Source organism: Acinetobacter sp. ANC_7588 (assembly GCF_056783995.1).
On sequence record NZ_JBWYIU010000013.1, the window covers coordinates 43,899 to 65,892 of the forward strand.

Consider the following 21,994-nt stretch of genomic DNA (forward strand, 5'->3'; position numbering starts at 1 on the left):
ATAGCTGAGCTCGTTGATTAAGGAACATATTAAACATACGCATATCTAGGTGCTTCTGGTAACCATCGTTTAAGAAGAGCATCCGCTTGATGTGGGTAATCTTTTAAAATTTGAGTCGCGACATAGTGCGCTTGAGTTAACAGATGGTCATCACGTTCCAATTTAGCCACGCGAAAGCCCATGTCTCCAGTTTGTTTCGTTCCTAACAGTTCGCCTGGGCCACGGATTTCCAAATCTTTTTCTGCTATTAAAAAGCCATCATTGGTTTCACGCATAATGCGTAAACGCTCTTGTCCATTCTGCGATAAAGGACTTTTATACAATAATGCGCAAAAACTTGCTTTAGCACCTCGACCCACACGCCCCCTTAATTGATGTAGTTGAGATAGACCCAGTCGCTCCGCATTTTCAATGACCATGATGGATGCATTTGGTACATCCACTCCAACTTCGATCACAGTTGTTGCGATCAGCAGTTGTAATTGATTGTCTTTGAACTGTTGCATGACAGCTTGTTTTTCATCAGCTTTCATTTTGCCATGAACCAAACCAATATTGAGGTGCGGAAAGCGTTCTTTAATCTCCTGATAAGTCGCTTCAGCAGCTTGGGCATCTAACGTCTCTGATTGTTCCACTAATGTACAGACCCAATAAGCCTGCTTACCTTCAGCGCAGTTTGTCGCAATACGCTGCAGGACCTCTTCACGACGATCGAGTGGAATAGTGACTGTTTGGATTGGGGTACGCCCTGGGGGTAACTCATCAATCACAGAAGTATCTAAATCGCCGTACGCTGACATTGCTAAAGTACGTGGGATAGGCGTGGCGGTCATTACCAACTGATGTGGTGTCGTATCCTGTGCCCCTTTATTTCGTAATGCTAGACGCTGGTCAACTCCAAATCGATGCTGTTCATCAATGATGACAAGACCCAATTTATGAAACTGGACGTTATCCTGAAATAGTGCATGAGTGCCGACGACCAATTGGGCAGAGCCTTCTCTAATCTGCTGTTCTGCAGCAGCGCGTGCTTTCCCTTTTTGTTTGCCTGATAACCAAGAAACTTGGATGCCGAGTGGTTCGAACCATTTTTTAAAATTTAAATAATGTTGTTCTGCGAGGATTTCAGTCGGTGCCATAAGAGCAACTTGCCATCCCTCTTCGAGTGGATGACATGCCGCAATGCCTGCTACTAAGGTTTTGCCTGCACCTACATCACCTTGCACTAGTCTGAGCATCGGTTTGTTTTGTTTAAGATCTTTCACAATTTCATTTGAAACACGTTTTTGAGCATTCGTCATTTCAAAGGGAAGTGTGGAGAGAAGTTGTTTGGCAAATGTTCGACTGGCTGAAAATGCAGGCGCGGAGATCTGTTGAATGTATGCACGACGAGTCAACAAACTAATTTGATGACTGACTAATTCTTCAAAGATGAGACGTTGCTGCGCAGGATGCTGTCCTTCAGCCAGTTGCAACATATTGGCATCGGTGGGAGGGTGATGAATATATTCTAGTGCTTCTTTTAAAGCATACCCATTGGTAAATTTTGCAGGAATCAGTTCTGGTAAATCATGGGCATGTTGTGCTAAAGCTTGTTTAATATATTCGCGCAGTTTAGGTTGAGTGAGTCCTTCCGTTGATGGGTAAATTGCGGTTAGCTGCGTTTTTGGAAGTGGTGTATGATCCGTAATCAATTGAATTTCTGGGTGATACATTTCTAGGCCACGAGCGCCTACTCGTACTTCACCAAACACTCTTAAACGATTTCCAGGCTTTGCGCGATCCATCAATGCTTTATAAATATGATAAAAACGTAAGGTGACTTTTCCAAAATCATCTTGTATTAGTATTGCCATGGATTTGCGTTTACCAGGCGGCATATCCATTGATGCGACAGTGCCTTCAAGTAAATAGCTTCGACCTACTTGAAGGTGATTCATGGGCACAATAGTACTGCGATCTTCATAATCTCGAGGCAGATGAAACAAAAGATCATCCGTATTCCAGATATTTAATTTTTCGAGTAAAGCGGCAGCGGCGTTTCCTACACCTTGCAACTGATGGACTGCAGTCATGTCCCCTCAACTTTGCTTAAATTGAATTTATAAAACTAGAGAATAGGTCTTACATGCATATTCTATTTATCGGTTATGGTAAAACATCGCAACATGTTGCTAAACAATTATTTCAACACAGACATCAAATTACCACAGTCAGTTTAAGCAGGAAAGATCAAGCAGGTGCTATGCATCTTCAACAAGATATACACCAACTTGATTTATCGACATTGTCGCCTATTGATGCAGTATACGTGTTGATTGCACCCAAAGACCCATCACTAGACGGGTATAAAGCTGCTTTCATAGATGCGATTCCACATATGAGAAATCAGCTGGCATTGCATCCCATCCAAAAGATTATTGTTGTCTCATCAACACGCGTTTACGGACAAGATCAAGGGGAGGAGATTGATGACCAAACAGAGATCAATCCGCAAGATGAGAAAGCATTAGTGTTAGCCACAATGGAGAAACTTTGGCAAGAAGCCTTCCCACAGCAATGTATCATTGTGAGACCCACTGGTATTTATGGCGTATCCGTGAAGAGAATGATGCAGCTTGCTCAAAATACAATGACCTATCCCAATGTGCATTGGTCGAATCGAATTCATATCGAAGATTTAGCGGGTTTTCTTGTCCATTTACTTCACGTGGAACATCCAGAAAAAACTTATATTTGTAGTAATAATCAACCCATTCCATTACATGAAATTATTCTGTGGTTCCAAAAGCAGTTAAACATCCTTCCATTAAAATTATTGAGTGAGGCACAGCATGGAAAGAAAATTTATGCCTCTCGAATGTTCAACACTGGTTTTAAATTGAAACATAATCAATTTTTTAAGGATTATCGAGAACTCATTTAGGCATAAAAAAACCCTCGCTGGGGAGGGTTTTAGATACTATTTTTTCTTGCGTTTTAAGCGTTTTTTGGCTTGTTGATCAGCAACTGCATCCAAAGCTTCTTTGAGCTCTTCATCGTTAAATGAAGTGATATGTTGCAACATTTGTAAGGTTACATCATCTAGTACCAAGTTGGCATATTGAGCAACCTCTTTGAATTGTGCATCAAAGACTATTGCGCCTTCTTCGTTATTACTGATATAGCCTTGTTGAGTCAGAACTTTGATAAAACTTTGGAAGAGCGCTTTATCAAAGAATTCAGGTGAGTTGAACTCATAAAGTACAGATAAACGCTGACCTAATAGATGGCTTAAATCTTCGACCTGCTTGGTCGTAATATTTCCAGAGCCACGTTGAGTAATTAGGGCAAGTGTCATGTAGTAGCGTTCAATACTTTGCTTCACTGGAGCAGCAAGCACGACTAACTGATTGTGTTGTTCAGAGTTAGGTGCAGGGCTACATAAATTTCCATGTTCATCAATCGTAATCAACTGTGCTTCTACCAGACCTTGAACATAGTTACAGATCTGTTCTTTAAGCTCATCCGTATTCCACTTAAGGAAAAGTTCAGCTTTCAAGAATGGATAAAGTGTACGAATGACATTAATCAAATCGCCCTGTGAAATTTTACCATTGTGCTCGACCATCGCAGCAATCAGTGATGGCAAGACATAAGCATGCAAAATATTATTGCGGAAATATGTCAGTAATACTGCTTGACCATCTTCAATCGCAATGATGTCGCCAAGGACATGTTTTACACGCTTAATCAACTTGAGTTTTAAACCATAAGCAATGATTTCTTTACCAGACAGTGGTGTGATTTGAACTCGATGATCATAAGGTAAAGCTGTTAGAAGATTGCGATAGGTATCTAACTGTTTAATACAAATCTCTTCATCAAGCGTGTGCTTGGAAGTCGATAGAAGAATAAGTGACAATAACGAAACTGGGTTGATAACAGCAGCACGGTTAATATTTTCAAGAATTGCATTTGCTGAGGTGTTGACTGCATCAGAAACTTCTTGAGGAATCGGGTCATCATTCTTCTCAATTTTGATATGTTCAGCACCATGCTGTTTCAAAATCTCATCAAGGAAGACGGGTTCACCAAAGTTTACGTGTACTTTACCGAAGATGCGTTCAATCTTTCTTAAGGTTTGTAAAATACCAAAGATAGATTCGGCCTCTTTAGGCTTACCATTCATTTCACCGACGTAAGTTGCACCTTCCATCAGGCGTTCATAACCAAAATAGGTCGGGACAAATACAATAGGTTTAGCACGACCACGCAAATGACTATGCACAGTCATTGCCAACATACCTGTTTTCGGCGGTAATAAACGTCCAGTACGTGAACGTCCACCTTCAATAAAGTATTCTAATGGCGTGTTGCGCGATAGGATACTGTATAGATATTCTTTGAATACAGTGGTGTATAACGCATTTCCACGGAAGGTTCGACGTATAAAGAATGCACCGCCACCACGTAAAAGCTGTCCAACGAATGGCATATTCAGGTTATCACCTGCAGCAATGTACGGTACCATCATCCCACGCTTATAAATCACATAAGAGAGTAATAGGTAGTCAATATGGCTACGATGACAAGGTGTATAAATAATTTCGTAGTCTTTCGCTAATTCACGAACTGTATTGAAATTATGTACTTCTACGCCGTCATAGAGTTGAGTCCAAAGACGCGTCAGGGCTTGTTCTGCAAAACGTACGGTTGCATGAGAATAGTCTGATGCAATTTCATTCACGTAGCCGATCGCACGGCGCTCAGCTTCAATCAAACTGATTTTAGAGCGAATACTTTCTTTGCGAATTCCGTCCTGAACATCTTGAGATTTAATCAATGATTGCATCACGTTTCGACGATCTGACAAATCTGGACCTAATACAACTTCACGCTGACGATCTAGATAATCATTGAGTTGATTGACGATATATGTTGCAGGAGACAAGTTTGGATGTGTTACACGTGCGTAATCTACCAATTCGCGCAGTGATTTTGGTTCATGGAATTCAAGAAAAGATTGGCGACCATGTAAACCAATATTCATCAGTTGTTTAACAGTACTTGGCGTTGCCCAAGTGTCCGTAAATAGCAATTTAAATAATGAATCTTCTTTGTCCGGTGAGCGGCCCCACAATACAGTCACAGGTATAAGTTCAATGTCAGTATCTGGATGCTTATCCAATATCTCGATCAATCTGAGGAGACGAGGCGGAAATGCATGGGGTGGCGGATTAAGTAAGTTTGTTTCATCTTGGTGTTGTAAAAATAATACAGCAGCTTTCTCTTTATGGTCCCCGATCATGAGTGGGTCAAGTGCTGGCGCGAGATTTAATCGACGAGTTTCGCCGTCAACCACTAACGCATTACTACGCGAGTAATTTTGTAATACATAGCACACCACTTTTTTGTGAGTCGTATTATTTTCAGTGGGTGGTGTTGAAGGTTGGGTTTCAGTAGGAACCTCTCCAAGAACATGCGGTGTTACTACGAGGTCAAGCAACTTACTGGAAAGTCGACGATACATTTGACCAAAGCCATTCTTGGACATACATACTCCTAGCCAAAGACGAATTTCGCATGACGCGAATGAAGGCAATTATTTTCTTAAATCTGTGATCAAAACAATATGTCATTTTCTAACAAAATGCACAGAATTTGGATGAATTTTCGTTAATAATCGTATTTTTAGCCAAAATATCAAATTTGTTTTATGACAATATAGTCAAGCAAAGTTTAGTTGTTTACTCGGAAATTATGGCAATATAAAGATTGAGTCATTAAATTGGAAAATCTGTTTAAATTCAACAGGCCCAATTTAATGTCGTAGCAATGAAATATATAGGTCCGATATGAATCAGCTCACGCAAGAACTCGTAGATTTACTCACGCTAGAAAGACTTGAAGAAAACATTTTTAGAGGCAAAAGCCAAAATTTGGTTGGCAAACGTGTCTTTGGTGGGCAAGTTCTAGGTCAAGCGTTACGTGCTGCTTCATATACAACTGATCGCCCTGCACACTCATTGCATGCATATTTCTTATTTGGTGGGGATGTTAATGCACCCATTATTTATGAAGTAGATCGAATCCGTGATGGACGTAGTTTCGTGAGTCGCCAAGTTCGTGCGATTCAACATGGCAAGACGATATTCATGTGTATGGTATCTTTTGCAGACCAAGAAGAGGGTCTCAATTATCAAGTTGCTGAACCAGAATACCCGCCAGTAGATGAGCTAAAATCTGAAGCTGAACTCAAGAAAATGATTGTCGATTTCGTACCAGAGAATGTGCGTGCCAGCTTTATGCGTGATCGTCATGTTGAAATTAAGCCTGTAATGCCAGTCAATCCATTCCAACCACAACCTGAAGCGCCGTCTTACGCGCACTATATTCGTACACACGATCGTTTGGCTGATGATGTAGATGAAAATGCATTACATCAGGCGATCGCTGCTTTTTATTCAGACTTTACTTTGATGACAACTGCACTACGACCACACGGACTCAGTTATATTTCACCGAGTTTACAATGTGCCAGCATTGACCATACCATGTACTTTCATAAACCATTTCGTGTAGATGATTGGATGCTCTATGACATGGAAGCAACGATTAGTGCAAGTTCTAGAGGATTGAACTTTGGACGAATGTGGCAAAATGGACAATTGGTCTGTAGTACAGTGCAAGAAGGTCTAATTCGAATTCGTGAAATCGAAACGCAATAAGATAATTGATCCATGCTTCAAGCCAAATCTTCAGATTTGGCTTTTTACTTCATATTTGTATTTATAAATTATTCGTTTCGGTTGCAAAGCTAACAAGAAAAAATGATCGATTCTTGAGGGCGCTCATGGCATAGTGCGACTAATAAATCAAAATGAAAAGCACATGACATGAGTCTAAATACGCAAATTTTAATTGCTGCAATTTTAGGTGTGGCTTTTGGCTTCTTGTTAAATGTATTCCCTGATACAGCATTTTTTAACGGAAGTTTATATGGCTTAGGGATTGCCAGTAGTATCTTTATCGGCCTACTGAAACTATTACTGATTCCTCTCATTTTTAGTTCTATTGTTGTCGGAGTTTCCAATCTACAGACTGGTGGCCAACTTGGTAGAACTTGGAAAATTACCCTCGCTTGTTGTGTCACAACCACAACTTTGGCACTGATTTTGGGGCTTGCGTGTGCGCATCTTTTCGAGGTCGGGAAGGGTGTAGACATCACCATTTTTCAAGAGACCATGAATCAGCATCAGACGCCTGATACTTTGACGCCCTCGAGTTTTTTTACCAACTTTATCCAAAATACACTAATAAACCCGTTTAAAGCATTTGCTGAAGGTAATGTGTTAGCCATTGTCGTTTTTGCACTTTTAATTGGGGTGGCTCTCGTTAAAGGTGGTGAAAAATTTAAAACAGTGAAAGCGTTGAGTCAGCAATTTTTTGAAATCATGATGTTGATGATTGGTTGGGTGATGAAGCTCGCACCAATAGGGATTTTTGCGTTACTGGCAAAGTTAATCGCGACGGAGGACCTATCCGTTCTGAGTCGATTAGCAGAATTCGCAGCAGTAGTCACGGGAACGACCATCTTTCATGGTCTTGTTGTTTTGCCTTTGTTGCTCTGGATTTTCGGGAGAATGAATCCAATTACATTTTTTAAGGGAACACGAGTAGCCTTGATTACGGCGTTTGCTACCAGCTCAAGTTCCGCAACCATGCCGTTATCAATGAAGTGTGCTCAGGAAAATTTAGGAGTAAGACCCCAGACTGCAGGATTTGTGATCCCGCTCGGGACACAGTTGAATATGGATGGGACGGCATTATATGAGGCTGCGGCGGCGCTGTTTATTGCGAATTTAATGGGGCTTGACTTAACGTTAGGACAACAATTGATTGTGTGTGCGACAGCAATGATTGCATCTTTAGGGGCACCAGGTATACCTAGCGCAGGTATGGTTACCATGATTATGGTTTTACAATCAGTTGGACTTCCAGCAGAAGCAATCGCGATATTATTGCCGATTGACCGTTTGTTAGATACTGTCAGAACAGTGGTTAATGTGCAGGGGGATATGATGATTAGTGTTGTTGTAGATCGTTACATGAATCCTGATCATGAACCCATTGAAAAAAATACAGCTTAAAAGATTGGATCAGATATAAAAAAGCAGGGATCACCCTGCTTTTTTATTAAATACATTATGCAACTTTCAGTGCTGCGCGTTCTGCTGCTGGTGATTGATTTAGATAGTTAATCGCATCTTCAGTTTTTGCTTCATGAACAGGGTCATACCAAGGCATTAAATAGCCGAGTTGTTGAGAAACAAGCCAGAATGGGTGAGGGAGTAAACCATTGTCTTTTTGGGCAATTCGTGCCCATTCACGCCAAATCCAAGGTTTGTAAACAGCTGGTTTAATTGATTTAAAGCGAGGGTCTTGACCCATAATATGAGCAGCCCCATCAACCCATAAACCTAATACAGCAGCAATCACAACTACACTTTGATAATAGCGAGAAATATAACCACCGCCGAGATGACGATATAAGTCAAATGCAACGGTACGGTGTTCAATTTCTTCAGCTCCATGCCATTTTACGAGATCGAGCATATTGGCATCAGCGCCCAATTCTCCCCATGTTTTGTTGTACAAGGCATATTTGCCGAGGACACAAGTCATATGTTCAACAGTAGCAATAATACCTAATCTGAATAAATCCCACTGATGATCTAAGGCTTTTGGGATGTTTAGACCTAAAGGTTTATCCGCTAAAAGTTTTCCAAAAAGAAAGTCCATGATATCGAGGTTACGTTGAATATCGATATGACGTGCGCTGAGATATTCTTTATTTGCTGAATTATGTGCTTGAGCGTGCATCGCTTCTTGGCGAATAAAAGCTTTCACATCTTCTGCAAGTTTTTCATCAGTAATTTTGGGCAAAACTTTGTTGTACAGACGACAAAACCAAAATTCGCCTGCTGGTAAGATGTTATTAATTTCATTGATAAAATAACTAACGAAAGGCTGATTTGGAACCCAATCTACTGGTGTATCCGCCCACTCAAATTTAACTTTACGAGGTTTGATGTGATACTCAATAGAAGATCCAATCTTACTATTTCTTAATCGAGACAATAATTTCATCACACTTTCCTGAATTTTTGTTGTGATTATCATTTTCAGTATAAAAAAATGCCCTCAAATAACCTTAGCATTTGAGGACATTGATATATCAATTAGTGAATGTAATGATTTAACCATTCGGTAGGGTAGATACTATTCGGCTTTGTTGGATTTTAGTTCGGTTGTTTCGCTTGGTGATTCATCATCTTCTTGAATAACATGATCAAAATCTTCATCGATGTCTGATTCACTTACTTCAGGAATTGCACTTAGATCAAATCCGTTAGGCTGCTCAAGCGTAAAATTTAAACGACCAGCAATAACGCTTGCGAGTTCTTCAAGACCATGCTTATTGAGGGATGAGAACAATTGGATAGAGAAGTTAAGCTTCATTTTCTTTAATTGAGCTTTGACTTCTTGCAATGCTTTGGAAGCTGGACCACGATTTAACTTATCTGATTTTGTTAATAAAACATGGACAAATAATTTACGTGAATAAGCCCATTCTAACATCATAACATCGAAATGTTGTAAAGGGTGTCGTATGTCCATTAACAGTACAAGCCCTTGTAAACTTTCACGATGAATGAGGTAGTTTTCAAGCTCTTTTTGCCAAATGATTTTCATGCTTTCAGGTACAGCAGCATAGCCATATCCAGGAAGGTCAACTAATCTTTGTTCGGCATTGCCCATGCTAAAAAAGTTAATCATTTGTGTGCGACCAGGTTTTTTAGACGCACGTGCAAGTTGTTTTTGATTGGTTAATGCATTAATCGCACTCGATTTACCAGCATTCGAGCGACCTGCAAAAGCAATCTCATAACCTGTGTCTTCTACACATAAATTCAGTTTTGGTGCACTCATTAAGAATTCGGCTTTGCGCAACCAGTTGAGCGCTTGAACCGAATATTCAGTAATCGCTGGATCGGCTTTTTTCTCATAGCTGATCTTTTGCTTTGGGGCATTTGACGCCTTACTGTTTTTCGACTTTCCTCTGCTGTGATGCATAGCTCAACTTCAATAACTCAATTTACAATCAGCTATTATAAAGGAAGTCGCGCATGCAAGCGAATACTCAATCGAATTGAGTCAATCTATGGTGTAACTTGAATGAAAGGAATGGGTGAATCTGAATTGAATTTTATACCTGAGGTGGGTATAACATCCTTCAGTTTAAATTGATCTAAATGCTGATAAAACTGTTTGACTGCATGATCTAAAATGCCTTTTAAGCCACAGTCACTTCTTAATACGCATGGTGGGTTATGACACTCTACAATTTGCTGATCGCCTTGAAGTGTTCTCACTAAAGTCCCTAATGAGATATTCAGAGTTTGAGGGGCTAGACGTATACCGCCACCTTTGCCTCGAGTGGTCATTAGCCAATTTTGTTTTGCCATAAAGTGAACGATTTTCATGGCGTGGTTTTCTGAGACCTGCAATTGGTTTGCCAGTTCTGCAATGGTATAAGGCAAGTCACGAGGTTGTGCGACATACATCAATATACGCAGGGCATAGTCGGTAAATTTATTCAGTTGCATAGATCGTCATAAAAGATAGCTTATTTCTATCTTAACATTGAAAGCCCCATGAACGGAGCTTTCAATGATCTCTTAAAATCTTATTTCGGTTAAAGATTTAGATGAATTAATTTTTTAGTGGTGCAGACACCTCAACCACATCACCTACTTGATAGTGGTTTAATAAGATATTTGCCACAGAATATTCAGTTGCTTCATCTACCGCTTTTACTGTGATTTGATACTGGTCAGCTTGTGCAGCATCAAAGCTAAATTGTTGTGGTTGGCGCATCTCTTGCCCCGGTACTTGGACTCGTACCGAAATATATTCACCTGCTTCAGCCGTCGCAATGGTGTGACCGTCTTTGGCAGCTAAAGTTAAGGTTTTGGTGTTAGCTTCAGCTTCAATCGCTGTAATTTTAAATTCACGCCAGCCAGCCCAACCGCCATTTTGTGCAGTCAAAGCTTCATATTTTGATTTTTCGACACCGATTAAAATGTCTGCCAATTGCATATACGCGGCTTTCCAAGCAGCAATCAGATCAGAGTCCATTGGCACATCTAATACTTCGCTGATTGAATGCAGAAGGTTTTCACCCACAATCGAGTATTGATCCGCTTGAATGTCTAAACTTACGTGTTTAGTGGTAATTCGCTCAATCGCTTTTGCCAAAACTGTAGGATTTTCAATATTTTCAGCATATGCCAAAACAGCAGCAGCTAAAGCACGTGGCTGACGACCAGTACTTTGATGATCCATGTTAAATGTATTTTTTAACTCGGGGTTGTTGTTCAGCATGCGATTATAGAAATAGGTTGTAAGGGCAACACCATTCTCACGCAGGACGGGAACAGTCGCTTTTACAAGTTCAATATGTTGTGGCGTCATGAGCTTCAACTTTAGTTTTATTAAAAGATATATTTAAAATACATCTTTTAGGGTCGAGCTGCAATATGACTTGCATAGAAAACCTTAAAATAATTATGGGATATTGAGATATCCCATAATGAAGTTAAAAATGATGAGTAAAGGGAGGGCTATTTTTTTCCAAATAATGAGCCCAGTAGACCGCGTACGATTTTTTGCCCAGTGCTTCCGCCGAGGCTTCGTGCAGCACTTTTAGCAAACGTACCGACAATATCTTGGGTGAGTTTTTCGCGTTGTTTGGCTGCACGTTCTGCTTCTTTTTGTTGTTCACGGGCAAGGCGTTCTTGTTCTTTGGCTTGCTGTTTTGCGAAAGCTTCTTGCTCTTTAGCAATTTGCTTCGCGTAGGCCTCTTGTTCCTTAGCTTGTTGTTTTGCTAACGCTTCTTGTTCGGATTGTTGTTGACGCTGAACTACTTTGTTTTGCAGCATTTCAAAAGCACTTTCTCGATCAAGTACTTGCTCATAAACACCTGCAACCACACTGTTTGTCATGAGCGTCTTACGCTCTTCAAGCGTGATAGGTGTAAAAGATGAATATGGGGGCATGACCCAGCCGCGTTCAACCCTTTGTGGCGTGCCTTTCTCATCTAGACAGCTAATTAGCGCTTCACCAACTGCCAACTCCGTAATGGCGTCCTGTACTTTGAATGCAGGATTGGGTCTAAAAGTATCAGCTGCAGTTTTTACTGCTTTTTGATCTTTTGGTGTGAAGGCACGAAGTGCATGTTGAACACGGTTGCCCAGTTGTCCTAAAACACTTTCAGGTAAATCGAGCGGATTTTGGGTGACAAAATAAATACCTACTCCCTTAGAGCGGATTAAGCGTACCACTTGTTCGATCTTTTCTTGCAAAGCAGGGCTGGCATTGTCAAACAGTAAATGAGCTTCATCGAAGAAAAATACCAATTTCGGTTTATCCATATCACCGACTTCAGGTAATTGTTCAAACAGTTCGGAAAGCATCCACAGTAAGAAAGTCGCATAAAGCTTTGGTGTGTTCATTAATTTGTCGGCAGCGAGCAAATTAATATTGCCATGTCCTTGTGTATCAGTTTGGATAAAATCCATGAGGTCTAATGCAGGCTCACCAAAAAATTGATCACCGCCTTGATCGGCTAGTGCTAGCAAATTACGTTGGATTGCACCCAAGCTAGCAGGAGAAAGATTGCCGTATTCTGCTTTAAAGTCAGCTGCATGCTCAGTCACATAAGTGATCATCGCCTTGAGGTCTTTAAAGTCGATCAGTAATAAACCTTGATCATCCGCGATGCGGAAAATCGCAGAAAGCACACCTTCTTGGGTGTCATTCAAATTCAGCATTCGGGCTAAAAGCAATGGACCAATTTCTGATACTGTAGTCCGAATCGGATGACCTTGTTCGCCAAATAAATCCCAAAAAACCACAGGTGATGCGCTAAATGGGATTGATTCAATATTGAGGCTCTTGATGCGTTCATCAAATTTTGAATTATTTTCACCTGCTTTGGCAAGGCTAGAGACATCACCTTTTGCATCGGCTAAAAATACCGGCACACCAATACGAGAAAAGCTCTCTGCCAAGACCTTTAAAGTGACTGTTTTTCCTGTTCCTGTTGCGCCGGCAATCAAGCCATGTCGGTTTGCCAGTTGCGAATGTAAAACAATCTCTTGGGATGTATCTGAGGTTTTTTTTGCGATGACAATTGGTGTGCCCATAATTATTCCTTTTTATTCGATCTTTTGTTGTTGCATTATTTTGAGTGCTTGTTGAATATCTTCTATCAAATCGTGAGGATGTTCCAGTCCTATACAAAAACGAACCAATATTCCTTCTTGTAAATGTGGATGTGCAAGCTCACGCATTTGATCAATTTGATAGAGCATTACTAAACTCACTGGGCCACCCCAGCTAAAACCTAATTTAAACAGGTGGAGAGCATCACAAAAATGGCGTATATCTTGAAGATTATATTTTTTATCAAAAATTACACTGATTAAACCTGCACTTAATTCTGATATGCAAACTTCCTTCCAAAAAGTATGACCTGCAGATTTTGGATTGGCAGGGTGTAACACTTGTGCAAACTCATTTTGCTGTTGAAGCCAGCTCAATAAAGTTAGCGCTGATTTAGATTGGTGCGTATAACGGAGTTCCATTGAAGATAGGCTGCGCTGAATCTGTGCAGTATCATCGCCTGATATTGAAATCCCTTGAATTGCATGCATACGAAATAGCTTGTGGTATAAATCCTTGGTTTTTGTAACGACACTCCCCATGAGAATGTCACCACCACCGCTTGGATATTTGGTGAGTGCATGGACGGTGATATCGACTGCTAAGTGTTCTGTACCAAAATCAAAAGCATTAAAAGCCAGACCTGCTCCCCAAGTATTATCAAGTGCGGTAAGGATCTTATGCGTTTGAGCTTTTTTGACCAGATTCTTTAAATCTGGAAATTCGAGTGTTACAGATCCTGCAGCTTCTAACCAAATTAACTTAGCTTTATCACTGGGTTTAAAGCTCTCAACATCAATTGGGTTATAGACCTTAACGGCAATACCATAACGTGATTCTAGGTTTCGCAAATGCTCCATATTTGGACCGTAAATATTGTCCGCGACCCAAACTTCATCACCATGTGCTAAAAAACAAGAATTCACCAAGTTGATTGCAGCGAGTCCGCTTGGTGCAAGGAGGCAGTATTCTCCGCCTTCTAATTGTGCAATATTGTCGCCTAGCGTAAACGTGGTAGGGGTGCCATGTGTTCCGTAACTATAGTCATAAGCATCGGTCCAATGGCGATTGAAAAGAGCATCGGTATTTTCAAAAATGATCGTTGATGCACGATAAATAGGGGGTTGAATACTATTTAAAAGTTGAGGTGCTTTTCTAGGGCTATGTATGAGTTGAGTTTGCGTATTTATTTTCACAATTTACCTGTATAAACCGTCATTTTATAACTAACAAAACATACTACTAAAAAACTGCATAGCTGTGCTTTGTTTAAAATTATTTAACAACCTATAGGTTGGCTTCATTTTTGCAACTGCTAGTGCAATATAAGAAAAGTTCGGGTTGGAAAATGAAGCCATTAAAAGTGCATTACTTTCAGCATATTGCTGGTGAAGGGTTCGGAAGTTGTTATGAATATTTAAAATCAATTGGAGCACAAATTAGTGCTACGGAGTTTTTTGCATTACCTGTTGAGATGGCATTAGAAATCGAGGCGTTACCAGCAATTGAAGATATTGATTTACTCATCATCATGGGTGGAGCAATGAGTGTAAATGATGAGGCAAATTATCCATGGCTAAAAATAGAAAAAAGATGGATCCGTCGATATTTATCACTAGGCAAGCCTGCAATTGGTTTGTGTCTCGGAGGTCAGCTTATAGCCAATGCTTTGGGAGCAAGTGTACGTTTAAATGAACAACAAGAGTTAGGTTGGACTAATGTCTTCAGAACTCAACATGGTTTATCAGATTACTTTGAAATACCTAAAGAATTGGAAATAATGCAATGGCACAGTGAGACTTTTGAGATTCCTAAAGGAGGCGTCAGACTGGCTGAAAATAATGTGTGTGCAAATCAAATGTACCAAATTGGAAAGAATGTGCTGGGTTTTCAGTTTCATCCAGAAATAACGCCGAAAGTTTTACAAATGTATATTGAGAATGAAGAGCATGAGAAGGTATTTTCTGGCACTTATGTACAATCATTAGATACCTTAAAACAAACAAAAAAAACGAGGTTTCAAAAAGGGAATGAATTGCTGATCGATGCAATTGATTATGTATTGGGGTTCGGGCAGGGTGTACAAAAGAAAGCCGCCAACGCTTAACCGTAAATTGAGAAAAAAAGATAAATAGGTTTGCTTAACAGTTAAACAATCGTTATAATGGGCGACCCTTTGATATTAAGGGCTAAACAACGTTGATTGTTGTTTAGATCGTTACAGTCGTGGCATCGATCACGACCTTAGTGATTTTCACTGCCTCTGACACTTGCCTTGTTTTCGGACAGGGGGAGATGCGTCATGGGTGATTCTTTATATATTTGGCTTGGAGTTTACTGGTATGTCTAACCAGAGAATCCGTATCCGTTTGAAGTCTTTTGATCACCGTTTAATTGATCAATCTTCTCAAGAGATCGTAGAAACAGCAAAACGTACTGGCGCACAAGTTTGTGGTCCAATCCCGATGCCAACTCGCATCGAGCGTTTTAACGTTCTAACTTCACCGCACGTTAACAAAGACGCGCGTGATCAGTATGAAATCCGCACTTACAAGCGTTTGATCGACATCGTTCAACCTACAGACAAAACTGTAGATGCATTGATGAAATTAGATCTTGCAGCTGGTGTAGACGTTCAGATCGCATTGGGTTAAGGCTTTCGGTTAATTAACACTCTAAGTTAATTAAGCCGCTTTTTTAGAGGTTTATGCACATGGCTATTGGTTTAGTCGGTCGCAAGTGCGGTATGACACGTATCTTTACAGATGCTGGTGTTTCTGTACCTGTTACAGTGATTGAGGTTGATCCTAACCGCATCACTCAAATCAAAACGCTTGAAACTGATGGTTATCAAGCGATTCAAATCACTACTGGTGAACGTCGCGAATCTCGCGTTACTAATGCTCAGAAAGGTCACTTCGCTAAAGCGGGTGTTGCTGCTGGTCGTTTAGTTCAAGAGTTCCGTGTTACAGAAGCTGATCTTGAAGGTCGTGAAGTTGGCGGAACTATCGGTGTAGATTTGTTCACAGTGGGTCAAATCGTTGACGTAACTGGTCAGTCTAAAGGTAAAGGTTTCCAAGGTGGTGTTAAGCGTTGGAACTTCCGTACTCAAGACGCTACTCACGGTAACTCTGTTTCTCACCGTGTTCTAGGTTCTACAGGTCAAAACCAGACTCCTGGTCGCGTATTCAAAGGCAAAAAAATGGCTGGCCATTTAGGTGCTGAACGCGTAACTACACAGGGTCTTGAAATCGTTGCTATCGATACAGAGCGTTCAGTTCTTGTAGTTAAAGGCGCGGTTCCTGGTGCTACCGGTGGTGACGTAACTGTTCGTCCTACTATCAAGGCTTGAGGGGAAATAACGTGAATTTAAATACTGTTTCCGGCTCTGCTGTTGAATTATCAGAAGTTGCGTTCGGTCGTGAATTCAATGAAGCTCTTGTACACCAAGTTGTTACAGCTTATTTAGCTGGTGGTCGTCAAGGTTCAAAAGCTCAGAAATCACGTGCAGACGTTTCTGGCGGTGGTAAAAAACCATTCCGTCAAAAAGGTACTGGTCGCGCTCGTGCTGGTTCTATTCGTAGCCCAATCTGGGTTGGCGGTGGTAAAACTTTTGCTGCTCGTCCACAAGACTGGTCTCAAAAAGTAAACCGTAAAATGTATCGCGGTGCTATGCAATGCATCCTAGCTGAACTTGTTCGTCAAGATCGCTTAGTTTTAGTTGAAGAGTTTGCTGTAGCTGCTCCAAAAACTAAAGAATTGCTTGCAAAACTTAACGACTTGAATGCTACTCGTGCATTAATCGTTACTGATGCTGTTGATGAGAACTTGTATCTAGCTGCTCGTAACCTTCCACACGTTGATGTGGTTGATGCTGCTGCTATCGATCCTGTTAGCTTGATCGCGTTCGATAAAGTTGTTATGTCTGTAGCTGCTGCTAAGAAAATTGAGGTAGAACTCGGATGAACAACGAACGTATCTATCAAGTCCTAAAAGGACCTGTATTCTCAGAAAAAGCACAAGTTTTAGGTGAAACTGCTGGTGTTCAAGTGTTTAAAGTTGCTATCGATGCAAACAAACTTGAAATCAAAAAAGCAGTTGAACAATTATTTGGTGTAGAAGTTGTTAAAGTTAACACGACTATCACTAAAGGTAAGACTAAACGCTTTGGTAAAACTATCGGACGTCGTTCTGATGTTAAAAAAGCATACGTCACCCTGAAAGCTGGCCAAGATGTAGAAATGGCTGACTTGGGCGATACCGCTGAAAGCACAGCGGAATAAGGACGAGAATTATGCCTATTCAAAAATGTAAGCCAACGTCTCCAGGACGTCGCTTTGTAGAGAAAGTCGTTCACGACCATCTTCACAAAGGTGCGCCTTATGCTCCGTTGGTAGAAGCTAAAAAACGTACTGGTGGTCGTAATAACAACGGTCACATTACTACACGTCACGTTGGTGGTGGTCACAAGCAACATTACCGTATTGTTGACTTTAAACGTAACAAAGATGGCATTCCTGCGACTGTAGAGCGTATCGAATACGATCCTAACCGTACTGCACACATTGCATTAGTTTTGTATGCTGACGGTGAGCGTCGTTATATCATTGCGCCTAAAGGTCTACGTGCTGGTGATAAAGTTCAATCTGGTAACGATGCTCCAATTCGTCCAGGTAACTGCTTACCACTTCGTAACATGCCTATCGGTTCTACTCTTCACAATATCGAGCTTAAAATCGGTAAAGGCGCTCAATTAGTGCGTTCTGCTGGTGCTTCTGCTCAGTTATTGGGTCGTGACGGTTCTTACGCAATTATTCGTCTACGTTCTGGCGAAATGCGTAAAGTACACGTTGAATGTCGCGCAGTTCTTGGTGAAGTTTCTAACCAAGAAAGCAACTTACGTTCACTAGGTAAAGCTGGTGCTTCACGCTGGCGTGGTGTTCGTCCTACCGTTCGTGGTATGGCGATGAACCCGGTAGATCACCCGCATGGTGGTGGTGAAGGGCGTAACAAAGGTATTCAACCTGTAAGCCCATGGGGTCAAAAAGCTAAAGGGTACAAGACACGTACCAATAAGCGTACGACTAAGATGATCATTCGCGACCGTCGCGTTAAGTAACAAGTAAAGGAATCTGACAATGCCTCGTTCTCTGAAAAAAGGCCCATTCGTCGATGCGCACTTGTTCGCTAAGGTTGAAGCGGCTATCGCGGCTAATAACCGTAAGCCGATCAAAACTTGGTCGCGTCGTTCGATGATCCTCCCGGATTTTGTTGGTTTAACAATTTCTGTACACAATGGTCGTAACCATGTTCCGGTAATCGTATCTGAGCATATGGTTGGTCACAAGCTTGGTGAATTTGCACCGACTCGTACTTACCGTGGTCACGGTGTTGACAAGAAATCTAAACGTTAATAGGTGCTATGATGGAAGTAACTGCTAAATTACGCGGTGCCGCTATCTCGGCACAAAAAGCTCGTTTGGTTGCAGACTTGATTCGCGGCAAATCTGTTGCGCACGCTCTTAACATCCTAAACTTCAGCAACAAAAAAGCTGCAGTTTTAGTTAAGAAAGCGTTGGAATCTGCGATTGCAAATGCTGAACATAATAACAGTTTAGATGTAGACGATCTTAAAGTTTCTACGATCTACGTTGATGAAGGCATGAGCCTTAAACGTATTTTGCCACGTGCTAAAGGCCGTGCAGATCGTATTACTAAGCGTACTTGTCACATCACCGTTAAGGTAGGGGTTTGATATGGGTCAGAAGGTTCATCCAATCGGTATCCGCCTAGGTGTTGTGAAACGTCATAACGCTAACTGGTATGCGAATCCGAAACAATACGCTGAATACTTGCTTAAAGATCTTCAAGTTCGTGAGTTTTTAAACAAAAAACTTAAGAATGCGATGGTGAGCAATATTCTTATCGAACGTCCAACAGGCGCTGCTAAAGTAACAATTAGCACTGCTCGTCCTGGTATCGTGATCGGTAAAAAAGGCGAAGACATTGAAAAATTACAGCGCGAACTTACCAATATTATGGGTGTTCCAGCGCAAGTAAGCATCAACGAAATTGATCGTCCAGATTTAGACGCTCGTCTAGTTGGTGAAGCAATTGCTTCTCAATTAGAAAAACGTGTAATGTTCCGTCGTGCTATGAAGCGTGCGGTTCAAAACACTATGCGTGCTGGTGCGAAAGGTATCAAAGTTGAAGTTTCTGGTCGTTTAGGCGGTGCAGAGATTGCACGTACTGAATGGTATCGTGAGGGTCGTGTACCTCTACATACTCTTCGTGCTGACATCGACTATTCAGCGGTTCGCGCAGAAACTACTTACGGTACGATCGGCGTTAAAGTTTGGATCTTCCGTGGTGAGATCTTGGGCGGCATGAAACAAGTCATGAACCCAGCTCCAGCTGAAGAACGTCCAGCTAAACGTGGTCGCGGTCGTGGTGAAGGTCAAGAGCGTCGTGGTCGTCGCAATGATCGTTCTGCTGAAAAAGGAGAATAATCCATGTTGCAACCTAAACGTACTAAATTCCGTAAAGTGCAAAAAGGCCGTAACACTGGTCTAGCACATCGCGGTAGCACAGTATCTTTTGGTACTATCGCACTTAAATCAGTTGAACGTGGTCGCATGACTGCGCGTCAAATTGAAGCAGCGCGTCGTACAATCAGCCGTCGTGTAAAACGTGGTGGTAAGATCTTTATCCGTGTATTCCCGGACAAACCAATTACTGAAAAACCATTAGAAGTTCGTATGGGTAAAGGTAAAGGTTCTGTGGAATATTGGGTTTGTGAAATCAAACCAGGTAAGATCCTGTACGAAATGGAAGGTGTGAACGAAGAATTAGCGCGTGAAGCATTTACGCTTGCTGCTGCTAAACTTCCGTTTAAAACCACTATCGTGACTCGGACGGTAATGTAATGAAAACTAAAGATCTACGTGAAAAGTCGGTAGAAGAATTGACAGCTTTGCTTGATGAGCAACAGTTGAACCAATTCCGTCTTCGCATGGCTAAAGCAACTGGTCAATTGGGTAAATCGCACGAAGTGCAATTAACTCGTAAAACTATTGCTCGCATCAAGACCCTCCTTACCGAAAAACAGGGGAACGCACAATGAGTGAGCAAACAGTTCGCACGTTAACAGGCAAAGTAGTAAGCGACAAGATGGACAAGTCTATCGTTGTTCTTATCGAACGCCGCGTTCAACACCCGTTGTATGGCAAATCAATCCGCCGTTCAACAAAATTACACGCTCATGATGAGAACAACACTGCTAAAACTGGCGATGTTGTAACTATCAAAGAAAGCCGCCCAATTTCTAAAACTAAGTCTTGGACTTTAGTTGAAGTTGTTGAAGCAGCTGCTGAGTAAATAACGTTCTTGTTGCATCATCGGTCAATTTCGAGTACTCTTTGAGCCTTTCGAAATTGTGACCGGTGATGCTCGGTTTTGGAGTAGGGCAATGATTCAGACCGAAACTATGCTCGACGTAGCAGACAACAGTGGTGCTCGCCGCGTACAATGTATTAAAGTACTTGGTGGTTCACATCGTCGTTATGCTTCAGTTGGCGACATTATTAAAGTTACTGTAAAAGAAGCAATTCCACGTGGCCGTGTTAAAAAAGGCGACGTAATGAATGCAGTAGTTGTACGTACAAAATTCGGTATCCGTCGTCCAGATGGTTCTGTTATTCGTTTCGATGATAACGCTGCTGTTATTTTGAACAACAACAAAGCTCCGATTGCTACTCGTATTTTCGGACCAGTGACTCGTGAACTTCGTACTGAACAGTTCATGAAAATCATTTCATTGGCTCCTGAAGTTCTATAATAGAGGCAATCATGGCTAAGATTAAAAAAGGCGATCAAGTAATCGTGATCGCAGGTAAAGAAAAAGGCAAACAAGGTACTGTTTTGTCTGTTTCTAATGACCGAGTTAAGGTTGAAGGTCTTAACTTAGTTAAGAAGCATCAAAAGCCTAACCGTGCAACAGGTGCTGAAGGCGCTATCGTTACACAAGAAGCTTTGCTTCATATCTCTAACGTGGCAATTTTTAATGCTACAACCCAAAAGGCTGACCGTGTTGGTTACCAAGTGATTGATGGCGTGAAAACTCGCGTTTACAAATCAAATGGTGAATCAGTGGCGGTAGCGAAGTAATAGGTTGAAATAGGCAATGGCCAGACTTAAAGCGCGTTACAACGACGAACTTAAAGCTCAATTACAAGAACAATTGGGCGTTAAGAATGTGATGGAGATCCCTCGCATCACTAAAATCACGATCAATATGGGTGTTGGTGCAGCAGCTGCTGACAAAAAACTCCTTGATGGTGCTCTTTCTGATATGCAAGCTATCGCTGGTCAAAAACCAGTTCTTACGTTAGCTCGTAAATCTATCGCTGGTTTCAAAATCCGTGATGGTTGGCCGATTGGTTGTAAAGTTACTTTACGCGGCGAACGCATGTACGAATTCTTAGACCGTTTGATCTCTATCGCGATCCCTCGTATCCGTGACTTCCGTGGTTTCTCTGCGAAATCATTTGACGGTCGTGGTAACTACTCTATGGGTCTTAAAGAACAGATCATGTTCCCTGAGATCGATTTTGATAAGATTGACCGTATTCGTGGTATGGATATTACCATCACTACGACTGCTCGCACCGATGACGAAGGCCGTGCGCTTATGCGTGCATTCGGCTTCCCGTTCAAATAAGAG

The 21,994-nt window shown here is 41.3% G+C and carries 25 protein-coding genes and 1 pseudogene; 18 read left to right on the forward strand and 8 right to left on the reverse strand.

Going from position 1 to position 21,994, the window contains the following annotated elements; translation table 11 throughout:
- Positions 1 to 29: 29 nt before the first annotated feature.
- On the reverse strand, positions 30 to 2,075 hold the full coding sequence (recG, locus tag AC1M9J_RS12340) for an ATP-dependent DNA helicase RecG (RefSeq protein WP_481952400.1): 2,046 nt from the start codon (positions 2,073 to 2,075) through the stop codon (positions 30 to 32).
- A gap of 53 nt (positions 2,076 to 2,128) precedes the next feature.
- Here recG and AC1M9J_RS12345 point away from each other — a divergent pair, with 53 nt between their 5' ends.
- Positions 2,129 to 2,926, forward strand: a complete 798-nt coding sequence (locus AC1M9J_RS12345) for a Rossmann-fold NAD(P)-binding domain-containing protein (protein WP_481952401.1) — start codon at positions 2,129 to 2,131, stop codon at positions 2,924 to 2,926.
- 36 nt (positions 2,927 to 2,962) lie between these two features.
- On the opposite strand, the gene plsB is transcribed toward AC1M9J_RS12345, so the two are convergent.
- Positions 2,963 to 5,536: a glycerol-3-phosphate 1-O-acyltransferase PlsB gene (plsB, locus tag AC1M9J_RS12350; protein WP_035265057.1), complete on the reverse strand. Its 2,574-nt coding sequence runs from the start codon at positions 5,534 to 5,536 to the stop codon at positions 2,963 to 2,965.
- 301 nt (positions 5,537 to 5,837) lie between these two features.
- Between plsB and AC1M9J_RS12355 the strand changes: the two genes are divergently transcribed.
- Both AC1M9J_RS12355 and AC1M9J_RS12360 read left to right on the forward strand, forming a co-directional pair.
- Positions 5,838 to 6,710: an acyl-CoA thioesterase gene (locus AC1M9J_RS12355; RefSeq protein ID WP_481952402.1), complete on the forward strand. Its 873-nt coding sequence runs from the start codon at positions 5,838 to 5,840 to the stop codon at positions 6,708 to 6,710.
- Positions 6,711 to 6,878: 168 nt separating this feature from the next.
- Complete coding sequence (locus AC1M9J_RS12360) at positions 6,879 to 8,132, forward strand: dicarboxylate/amino acid:cation symporter (protein ID WP_481952403.1); 1,254 nt, start codon at positions 6,879 to 6,881, stop codon at positions 8,130 to 8,132.
- Between the two features lie 55 nt (positions 8,133 to 8,187).
- Here the strand turns inward: AC1M9J_RS12360 and AC1M9J_RS12365 are convergent, their stop codons facing one another.
- From AC1M9J_RS12365 to AC1M9J_RS12390, 6 genes are all read right to left on the reverse strand, one after another.
- Positions 8,188 to 9,132 carry a metal-dependent hydrolase gene (locus AC1M9J_RS12365; RefSeq protein WP_481952404.1) on the reverse strand — a complete coding sequence of 315 codons (945 nt, stop codon included), beginning with the start codon at positions 9,130 to 9,132 and terminating at the stop codon, positions 8,188 to 8,190.
- Between the two features lie 132 nt (positions 9,133 to 9,264).
- Positions 9,265 to 10,119, reverse strand: coding sequence for a ribosome biogenesis GTP-binding protein YihA/YsxC (yihA, locus tag AC1M9J_RS12370; RefSeq protein WP_481952405.1), 855 nt, complete (start codon positions 10,117 to 10,119; stop codon positions 9,265 to 9,267).
- 86 nt (positions 10,120 to 10,205) lie between these two features.
- Complete coding sequence (locus AC1M9J_RS12375; RefSeq protein WP_179999260.1) at positions 10,206 to 10,652, reverse strand: RrF2 family transcriptional regulator; 447 nt, start codon at positions 10,650 to 10,652, stop codon at positions 10,206 to 10,208.
- A gap of 106 nt (positions 10,653 to 10,758) precedes the next feature.
- Positions 10,759 to 11,520, reverse strand: coding sequence for a globin domain-containing protein (locus AC1M9J_RS12380; RefSeq protein WP_481593800.1), 762 nt, complete (start codon positions 11,518 to 11,520; stop codon positions 10,759 to 10,761).
- 149 nt (positions 11,521 to 11,669) lie between these two features.
- On the reverse strand, positions 11,670 to 13,253 hold the full coding sequence (locus tag AC1M9J_RS12385) for a helicase HerA-like domain-containing protein (RefSeq protein ID WP_481952406.1): 1,584 nt from the start codon (positions 13,251 to 13,253) through the stop codon (positions 11,670 to 11,672).
- A 12-nt stretch (positions 13,254 to 13,265) separates the two neighbouring features.
- Positions 13,266 to 14,468 (reverse strand): PLP-dependent transferase, encoded by a 1,203-nt coding sequence (locus AC1M9J_RS12390; protein WP_481952407.1) that lies wholly within the window; start codon positions 14,466 to 14,468, stop codon positions 13,266 to 13,268.
- 152 nt (positions 14,469 to 14,620) lie between these two features.
- Between AC1M9J_RS12390 and AC1M9J_RS12395 the strand changes: the two genes are divergently transcribed.
- The 15 genes and pseudogenes from AC1M9J_RS12395 (at position 14,621) to rplE (ending at position 21,991) form a co-directional block, all read left to right on the forward strand.
- Complete coding sequence (locus AC1M9J_RS12395) at positions 14,621 to 15,379, forward strand: type 1 glutamine amidotransferase (RefSeq protein ID WP_481596502.1); 759 nt, start codon at positions 14,621 to 14,623, stop codon at positions 15,377 to 15,379.
- A 235-nt stretch (positions 15,380 to 15,614) separates the two neighbouring features.
- The gene (gene rpsJ, locus AC1M9J_RS12400) at positions 15,615 to 15,926 is read left to right on the forward strand and encodes a 30S ribosomal protein S10 (protein WP_004725677.1); all 312 of its coding nucleotides are present in this window, start codon (positions 15,615 to 15,617) and stop codon (positions 15,924 to 15,926) included.
- Between the two features lie 59 nt (positions 15,927 to 15,985).
- The gene (rplC, locus tag AC1M9J_RS12405; protein WP_035265091.1) at positions 15,986 to 16,624 is read left to right on the forward strand and encodes a 50S ribosomal protein L3; all 639 of its coding nucleotides are present in this window, start codon (positions 15,986 to 15,988) and stop codon (positions 16,622 to 16,624) included.
- Positions 16,625 to 16,635: 11 nt separating this feature from the next.
- On the forward strand, positions 16,636 to 17,238 hold the full coding sequence (gene rplD, locus AC1M9J_RS12410; protein WP_035265093.1) for a 50S ribosomal protein L4: 603 nt from the start codon (positions 16,636 to 16,638) through the stop codon (positions 17,236 to 17,238).
- Complete coding sequence (gene rplW / locus AC1M9J_RS12415) at positions 17,235 to 17,555, forward strand: 50S ribosomal protein L23 (RefSeq protein ID WP_035265097.1); 321 nt, start codon at positions 17,235 to 17,237, stop codon at positions 17,553 to 17,555. Before rplD ends, rplW begins: the two co-directional genes overlap by 4 nt.
- Before the next feature lie 11 nt (positions 17,556 to 17,566).
- Positions 17,567 to 18,391: a 50S ribosomal protein L2 gene (gene rplB, locus AC1M9J_RS12420; RefSeq protein ID WP_035265099.1), complete on the forward strand. Its 825-nt coding sequence runs from the start codon at positions 17,567 to 17,569 to the stop codon at positions 18,389 to 18,391.
- 19 nt (positions 18,392 to 18,410) lie between these two features.
- Positions 18,411 to 18,686 carry a 30S ribosomal protein S19 gene (gene rpsS / locus AC1M9J_RS12425; RefSeq protein ID WP_004281508.1) on the forward strand — a complete coding sequence of 92 codons (276 nt, stop codon included), beginning with the start codon at positions 18,411 to 18,413 and terminating at the stop codon, positions 18,684 to 18,686.
- A gap of 11 nt (positions 18,687 to 18,697) precedes the next feature.
- The gene (rplV, locus tag AC1M9J_RS12430) at positions 18,698 to 19,027 is read left to right on the forward strand and encodes a 50S ribosomal protein L22 (RefSeq protein ID WP_035265103.1); all 330 of its coding nucleotides are present in this window, start codon (positions 18,698 to 18,700) and stop codon (positions 19,025 to 19,027) included.
- A 1-nt stretch (position 19,028) separates the two neighbouring features.
- Positions 19,029 to 19,845 (forward strand): annotated as a pseudogene (rpsC, locus tag AC1M9J_RS12435) (30S ribosomal protein S3).
- Positions 19,785 to 20,198 carry a 50S ribosomal protein L16 gene (gene rplP / locus AC1M9J_RS12440; protein WP_035265110.1) on the forward strand — a complete coding sequence of 138 codons (414 nt, stop codon included), beginning with the start codon at positions 19,785 to 19,787 and terminating at the stop codon, positions 20,196 to 20,198. The pseudogene rpsC and the gene rplP overlap by 61 nt, the downstream one beginning before the upstream one ends.
- The gene (rpmC, locus tag AC1M9J_RS12445; RefSeq protein ID WP_035265113.1) at positions 20,198 to 20,395 is read left to right on the forward strand and encodes a 50S ribosomal protein L29; all 198 of its coding nucleotides are present in this window, start codon (positions 20,198 to 20,200) and stop codon (positions 20,393 to 20,395) included. Before rplP ends, rpmC begins: the two co-directional genes overlap by 1 nt.
- The gene (rpsQ, locus tag AC1M9J_RS12450; protein WP_004691314.1) at positions 20,392 to 20,649 is read left to right on the forward strand and encodes a 30S ribosomal protein S17; all 258 of its coding nucleotides are present in this window, start codon (positions 20,392 to 20,394) and stop codon (positions 20,647 to 20,649) included. The genes rpmC and rpsQ overlap by 4 nt, the downstream gene beginning before the upstream one ends.
- A 91-nt stretch (positions 20,650 to 20,740) precedes the next feature.
- Complete coding sequence (gene rplN / locus AC1M9J_RS12455) at positions 20,741 to 21,109, forward strand: 50S ribosomal protein L14 (protein WP_035265119.1); 369 nt, start codon at positions 20,741 to 20,743, stop codon at positions 21,107 to 21,109.
- Between the two features lie 11 nt (positions 21,110 to 21,120).
- Positions 21,121 to 21,438: a 50S ribosomal protein L24 gene (rplX, locus tag AC1M9J_RS12460; RefSeq protein WP_035265122.1), complete on the forward strand. Its 318-nt coding sequence runs from the start codon at positions 21,121 to 21,123 to the stop codon at positions 21,436 to 21,438.
- 16 nt (positions 21,439 to 21,454) lie between these two features.
- The gene (rplE, locus tag AC1M9J_RS12465) at positions 21,455 to 21,991 is read left to right on the forward strand and encodes a 50S ribosomal protein L5 (RefSeq protein WP_004809796.1); all 537 of its coding nucleotides are present in this window, start codon (positions 21,455 to 21,457) and stop codon (positions 21,989 to 21,991) included.
- Positions 21,992 to 21,994 lie beyond the last annotated feature (3 nt).

What these genes read in the sequence shown, in the direction of transcription:
- recG (WP_481952400.1), bottom strand. Translation starts at nt 2,075, where the DNA reads ATGACTGCAGTCCATCAGTTGCAAGGTGTAGGAAACGCCGCTGCCGCT.
- AC1M9J_RS12345 (WP_481952401.1), top strand. Translation starts at nt 2,129, where the DNA reads ATGCATATTCTATTTATCGGTTATGGTAAAACATCGCAACATGTTGCT.
- plsB (WP_035265057.1), bottom strand. Translation starts at nt 5,536, where the DNA reads ATGTCCAAGAATGGCTTTGGTCAAATGTATCGTCGACTTTCCAGTAAG.
- AC1M9J_RS12355 (WP_481952402.1), top strand. Translation starts at nt 5,838, where the DNA reads ATGAATCAGCTCACGCAAGAACTCGTAGATTTACTCACGCTAGAAAGA.
- AC1M9J_RS12360 (WP_481952403.1), top strand. Translation starts at nt 6,879, where the DNA reads ATGAGTCTAAATACGCAAATTTTAATTGCTGCAATTTTAGGTGTGGCT.
- AC1M9J_RS12365 (WP_481952404.1), bottom strand. Translation starts at nt 9,132, where the DNA reads ATGAAATTATTGTCTCGATTAAGAAATAGTAAGATTGGATCTTCTATT.
- yihA (WP_481952405.1), bottom strand. Translation starts at nt 10,119, where the DNA reads ATGCATCACAGCAGAGGAAAGTCGAAAAACAGTAAGGCGTCAAATGCC.
- AC1M9J_RS12375 (WP_179999260.1), bottom strand. Translation starts at nt 10,652, where the DNA reads ATGCAACTGAATAAATTTACCGACTATGCCCTGCGTATATTGATGTAT.
- AC1M9J_RS12380 (WP_481593800.1), bottom strand. Translation starts at nt 11,520, where the DNA reads ATGACGCCACAACATATTGAACTTGTAAAAGCGACTGTTCCCGTCCTG.
- AC1M9J_RS12385 (WP_481952406.1), bottom strand. Translation starts at nt 13,253, where the DNA reads ATGGGCACACCAATTGTCATCGCAAAAAAAACCTCAGATACATCCCAA.
- AC1M9J_RS12395 (WP_481596502.1), top strand. Translation starts at nt 14,621, where the DNA reads ATGAAGCCATTAAAAGTGCATTACTTTCAGCATATTGCTGGTGAAGGG.
- rpsJ (WP_004725677.1), top strand. Translation starts at nt 15,615, where the DNA reads ATGTCTAACCAGAGAATCCGTATCCGTTTGAAGTCTTTTGATCACCGT.
- rplC (WP_035265091.1), top strand. Translation starts at nt 15,986, where the DNA reads ATGGCTATTGGTTTAGTCGGTCGCAAGTGCGGTATGACACGTATCTTT.
- rplW (WP_035265097.1), top strand. Translation starts at nt 17,235, where the DNA reads ATGAACAACGAACGTATCTATCAAGTCCTAAAAGGACCTGTATTCTCA.
- rplB (WP_035265099.1), top strand. Translation starts at nt 17,567, where the DNA reads ATGCCTATTCAAAAATGTAAGCCAACGTCTCCAGGACGTCGCTTTGTA.
- rpsS (WP_004281508.1), top strand. Translation starts at nt 18,411, where the DNA reads ATGCCTCGTTCTCTGAAAAAAGGCCCATTCGTCGATGCGCACTTGTTC.
- rplV (WP_035265103.1), top strand. Translation starts at nt 18,698, where the DNA reads ATGGAAGTAACTGCTAAATTACGCGGTGCCGCTATCTCGGCACAAAAA.
- rplP (WP_035265110.1), top strand. Translation starts at nt 19,785, where the DNA reads ATGTTGCAACCTAAACGTACTAAATTCCGTAAAGTGCAAAAAGGCCGT.
- rpmC (WP_035265113.1), top strand. Translation starts at nt 20,198, where the DNA reads ATGAAAACTAAAGATCTACGTGAAAAGTCGGTAGAAGAATTGACAGCT.
- rpsQ (WP_004691314.1), top strand. Translation starts at nt 20,392, where the DNA reads ATGAGTGAGCAAACAGTTCGCACGTTAACAGGCAAAGTAGTAAGCGAC.
- rplN (WP_035265119.1), top strand. Translation starts at nt 20,741, where the DNA reads ATGATTCAGACCGAAACTATGCTCGACGTAGCAGACAACAGTGGTGCT.
- rplX (WP_035265122.1), top strand. Translation starts at nt 21,121, where the DNA reads ATGGCTAAGATTAAAAAAGGCGATCAAGTAATCGTGATCGCAGGTAAA.
- rplE (WP_004809796.1), top strand. Translation starts at nt 21,455, where the DNA reads ATGGCCAGACTTAAAGCGCGTTACAACGACGAACTTAAAGCTCAATTA.